Raw genomic sequence first — 4,478 nt, 5'->3', positions numbered from 1 at the left:
CCCCGCCCCGCTCCGCCCGCGCGTGTCACGCCTTGGCGGTCAGCACCCCGATCAGCCGGGTGACCGTCTCCACCATCGCCTGCCGTCCGACGGTGAGGTAGCCGCGGGCGTCCACCGCCTCCGGATGGGCGGCGAGATAGACGCGGATCGCGTCGGTCATGGCGATGTTCAGCGCCGTACCGATGTTGATCTTCGACATACCGCCGGCGACCGCCGCCGCCAGCTCGTCGTCGGGGACGCCCGAGGAGCCGTGGAGCACCAGCGGGACGTGCAGCGCCGCGTCGAGGCGGGTGAGGAGACCGTGGTCGAGCGCGGCCGTACGGGTGGTCATGGCGTGGGTGTTGCCGATGGCGACGGCGAGCGCGTCCACCCCCGACTCCGCGACGAAGGCGCGCGCCTCCTCGGGGTCGGTCCTGGCGCCGGGCGCGTGCGCGTCCAGCGGCGGCTGACCGTTCTTGCCGCCGACCTCCCCCAGCTCGGCCTCGATCCACAGGCCCTGGGTGTGCGCCCAATCGGCGGCGGCACGGGTCGCGGCGAGGTTCTGCTCGTACGGCAGATGGCCGCCGTCGTACATCACCGAGCTGAACCCGGCGTCGGCCGCCTGCCGCAGCAGGTCGTCGCGCTTGACGTGGTCGAGGTGGAGCGCCACGGGTACGGCGGCGGCCTCGGCGGCGGCGACGGCCGCCCGGGCGAGCGGCAGCACCCGGCCGTAGCGGAACCTCACCGCGTTCTCGCTGATCTGCAGGACGACCGGCGAGTGCGCGGCCTCGGCGCCCGCGATGACGGCCTCGGCGTGCTCCAGCGTGATGATGTTGAAGGCCGCGACGGCGCCGCGTTTGGCGGCGGCCTCGGTGACCAGGACCCCGGTCCGGGCGAGTGGCATCGTGCTTCCCCTGTCCTCTGCTGTGCTTCTTGCTCTTGTCGGTGGCCGGGCGCGGGTCAGGAGCCGTCGAGGATCACCGAGCGGGTGAGGTGGCGCGGGCGGTCCGGGTCGAGGCCGCGGGCAGCCGCGACGGCCACCGCGAGCCGCTGCGCCCGGACGAGTTCGGCCAGCGGGTCGAGGTGCCCGGCCACCCACTGCGCGCCGGTGGCCCGCACCTGGTCGGCTAGGCCGTCCGGGGCCTCGCCGAACATCCAGGTGGCCGTGGTGCCGGTGGAGATGCTGATCGGACCGTGGCGGTACTCCATCGCGGGGTAGGCCTCGGTCCAGGACAGCGACGCCTCGCGCATCTTCAGCGCGGCCTCCTGGGCGAGCCCGACGGTCCAGCCGCGGCCCAGGAACGTGAACTGGCTCCGCCCGACGAGCCCTTCGGGCAGCGGCTCGGCCAGCGCGGTGCGCGCGTCGGCGACGGCCTGCTCGGTGTGGAGGCCGAGGTGGGCGCGGAGCAGGGTGAGCGCGGTGGTGGCGAAGCGGGTCTGCACCACGGACTCCTCGTCCGCGAACTCCAGCACCACGAGGTCGTCGGCGGTCCGCATCACCGGCGTCTCGGGGTCGGCGGTGATCGCGGTGGTGCGGGCGGCGCCGCGTACCCGGGCGAGGAGTTCCAGGACCTCGGTGGTGGTGCCGGAGCGGGTGAGGGCGACCACCCGGTCGTAGGAGCGGCCCGCCGGGTACTCGGAGGCGGCGAAGGCGTCGGTCTCACCCTGGCCCGCTCCCTCGCGCAGGGCGGCGGCGGCCTGGGCCATGAAGAGCGAGGTGCCGCAGCCGACGATCGCGACCCGCTCGCCCGGCGCGGGAAGGGCGTCCTTGTGGTGCGCCGCCTGCTCGGCGGCGCGCTTCCAGCACTCGGGCTGGCTGCTGAGTTCGTTCTCGACATGGCTCATGCCGGGCTCCCACTCACTCTGGATCCGTCGTCGGATGCATGTTTACGGATGCATGTTTCTGCAAAATATAGCTAGCTTTCAAGCACAATCAAGCATCAGGGAGTGGGTTAAAGTCACACGTCGGTGTGGGAGAGCACGGGAGAGAAGAGGATCCGGATGTCGCGCGACGCCCGCTGGCAGGCGCTCCTTGAACTGCTCGTGGAGCAGGGCCGTCTCGACGTCGAGGAGGCGGCGACGGTGCTCGGTGTGTCGGCCGCGACCATCCGCCGCGACTTCGACCAGCTCGCCGAGCAGCAGATGCTGGTGCGTACCCGTGGCGGCGCGGTCGTCCACGGTGTCTCGTACGAGCTGCCGCTGCGTTACAAGACGGCCCGGCAGGCCTCGGAGAAGCAGCGCATCGCGAAGGCCGTGGCGGACCTGGTCGCCCCCGGCGAGGCGGTGGGGCTCACCGGCGGCACGACGACCACGGAGGTGGCGCGGGCCCTCGCCGTACGGCCGGAACTGGCCTCCGGGTCACCGGCGTTGACGATCGTGACCAACGCGCTGAACATCGCCAACGAGCTGGCGGTGCGGCCACAGTTCAAGATCGTGGTGACCGGCGGGGTGGCCCGGCCGCAGTCGTACGAGCTCACGGGGCCGCTGGCCGGGGGCGTACTGAACCAAATCACGATGGACGTGGCGGTGCTCGGGGTCGGCGCGTTCGATGTGGCGCACGGGGCGACCGCGCACGACGAGGACGAGGCGGGGATCAACCGGCTGCTGTGCGAGCGCGCCGAGCGGGTGGTGGTCGCGGCGGACTCGACGAAGCTGGGGCGCCGGACGTTCGCGCGGATCTGCGCGACGGACCAGGTCGGCACGCTGGTGACCGACGCGGGGGTCTCCGGGGAGACGGTCGCGCGGTTCACCGACGCGGGGGTCAGGGTCCTGGCCGTCTGAGCCCGGCCGTCTGGCTACGGGCCGCGCACGGCCGGTCGGCCGCGGTCCGGCGGGGGGCTCGTCGCGCACGTCCCCACGCCCCCGGAGAGGCGGGAAAGTCCCCAAGTCCCCTGGTGACCAGCCCGGGTGACGAGGCGTCAGTCCAGGCCCAGCGCCGGGAGCAGGACCGCCTCCAGGAACTCCAGCAGCGATTCCCCGCCCGTGAACCGGTCCTCGAAGAGGCGCTCCACCCGCAGGACACCCATGAACGCGGGCGCCACGAAGTCGATCGCCCGGTTGTCGGCGGCCACCTCGCCGCGCTCCACCCCGCGCCGCAGCATCGCGTCCAGCGCGGCGATCTCGGGGTTCAGGACGGTCTCGCGCAGCGCCGCGCGCAGATCGGGGTGCATCACATAGGCCTGGCCCACGGCCTCCATCAGCTCGGCGTCGCGGCCCTTGCCGCGGGACGCGGAGCGGGCCGCCTCGCGCAGGTCGCCCGCGAGGGTGCCCGTGTCGATCCCGGTGAAGAACGAGCAGCGGCTCGCGCCGAGCGCCGCCGTGACCAGGACCGGCTTGGACTTCCACTGACGGTAGAGCGTGGCCTTGCCGCACTTGGTGCGCGCGGCGACGCCCTCCATGGTCACGGCGTCGTAGCCGCCCTCGCGGAGCAGGTCCAGCACCGCCTCGTACAGCTCCAGCTCCCGCTCGGGGCTGATCTTGCTGCGGCGTGCGGCGGCCGTCGCGGCCTGCGTGGACATCGTGTCCCTCCGGGGCGTGGGGCAGGGCTCCTGCTGGTACGAGAGTAAGCCCCGCCCGTCCGAGACGCAAACGTATCGAGACGTTTGCGTCTCGATGAAATCCGATCTAGCCTTCCTACGTTTGCTTGTCCGATTTCTGCTCGAATTCTCGTCTCAGAGGGGCCGGAGAATGACTGCCGGTATACGTCCAGGGACCCGGCGTCCCACCGGACCGGAGACGACCGGTACCCCCCGGCCGCCCCTGGTACGCGAGCTGCTGCTCGTGACCGCGCTCTTCCTCGTGTACAAGTTCGGCCGCCAGCTGGCCAACGGACACGAGACGCGCGCCTTCCACAACGCCGACCGCGTCTGGGACTGGGAGCGCGCGCTCCATCTGCCCGGCGAGGGCGCGGTGCAGCGTCTGCTGCTCCACGACGACACCGTGATCCACGTCGCCAACACCTTCTACGCCACCGTCCACTTCCCCGCGACGGTCGCCTTCCTGGTCTGGCTGTACCTGCGCCGGCCCGCCCACTACCTCTGGTCCCGCCGGGTCCTGGCGCTGGTGACCACGGCCGCGCTCGCCCTGCACATCCTGCTGCCGCTGGCGCCGCCCCGGATGCTGGCTGCGGCCGGGCTGGTCGACACCGCGCAGGTGTACGGGCCGTCGGTGTACGCGGCGACGCCGGACACCGACACCATGGCCAACCAGTTCGCGGCGATGCCGTCGCTGCATTTCGGCTGGGCGCTGATGGTGGCGATCGGACTGATCGCCGCGACGCGCGGCCGGTGGCGGTGGCTGTGGCTGCTGCACCCGGTGCTCACCCTGCTGGTGATCGTCGGCACCGCCAACCACTACTGGCTGGACGCGCTCGTCGCGACCGCGCTGCTCGGCGCCGCCCTGTACCTGGTGCCGCGCCCGGCGCCGGTACGCGGTGGACGCACCGTCGCCGGACAGGTGCGCCGCACCCCCGCGCCCCAGCCCGCCGCGGCCCCACAGAC

Annotated in this window: 5 protein-coding genes; 2 read left to right on the top strand and 3 right to left on the bottom strand. The window is 72.6% G+C overall.

Annotated elements, in window-relative coordinates:
* Positions 1 to 25: 25 nt before the first annotated feature.
* Positions 26 to 883, bottom strand: a complete 858-nt coding sequence (locus tag ACJA3G_RS31125) for a ketose-bisphosphate aldolase (protein WP_406556383.1) — start codon at positions 881 to 883, stop codon at positions 26 to 28.
* A gap of 56 nt (positions 884 to 939) precedes the next feature.
* A complete protein-coding gene (locus ACJA3G_RS31120; RefSeq protein ID WP_406556382.1) occupies positions 940 to 1,824 on the bottom strand; it encodes an SIS domain-containing protein in 885 nt (294 codons plus the stop codon).
* 156 nt (positions 1,825 to 1,980) lie between these two features.
* On the opposite strand from ACJA3G_RS31120, the gene ACJA3G_RS31115 reads away from it, so the two are divergent.
* Positions 1,981 to 2,760: a DeoR/GlpR family DNA-binding transcription regulator gene (locus tag ACJA3G_RS31115; protein WP_406556381.1), complete on the top strand. Its 780-nt coding sequence runs from the start codon at positions 1,981 to 1,983 to the stop codon at positions 2,758 to 2,760.
* A 137-nt stretch (positions 2,761 to 2,897) separates the two neighbouring features.
* Here the strand turns inward: ACJA3G_RS31115 and ACJA3G_RS31110 are convergent, their stop codons facing one another.
* Complete coding sequence (locus tag ACJA3G_RS31110) at positions 2,898 to 3,497, bottom strand: TetR/AcrR family transcriptional regulator (protein ID WP_406556380.1); 600 nt, start codon at positions 3,495 to 3,497, stop codon at positions 2,898 to 2,900.
* A gap of 169 nt (positions 3,498 to 3,666) precedes the next feature.
* On the opposite strand from ACJA3G_RS31110, the gene ACJA3G_RS31105 reads away from it, so the two are divergent.
* The coding region (locus tag ACJA3G_RS31105; protein ID WP_406556379.1) for a phosphatase PAP2 family protein at positions 3,667 to 4,478 on the top strand (812 nt) is incomplete at its 3' end.

The organism is Streptomyces sp. YS-3 (assembly GCF_045257485.1).
GTDB lineage: Bacteria > Actinomycetota > Actinomycetes > Streptomycetales > Streptomycetaceae > Streptomyces.
This window is presented reverse-complemented; position numbering and strand designations above follow the sequence as displayed.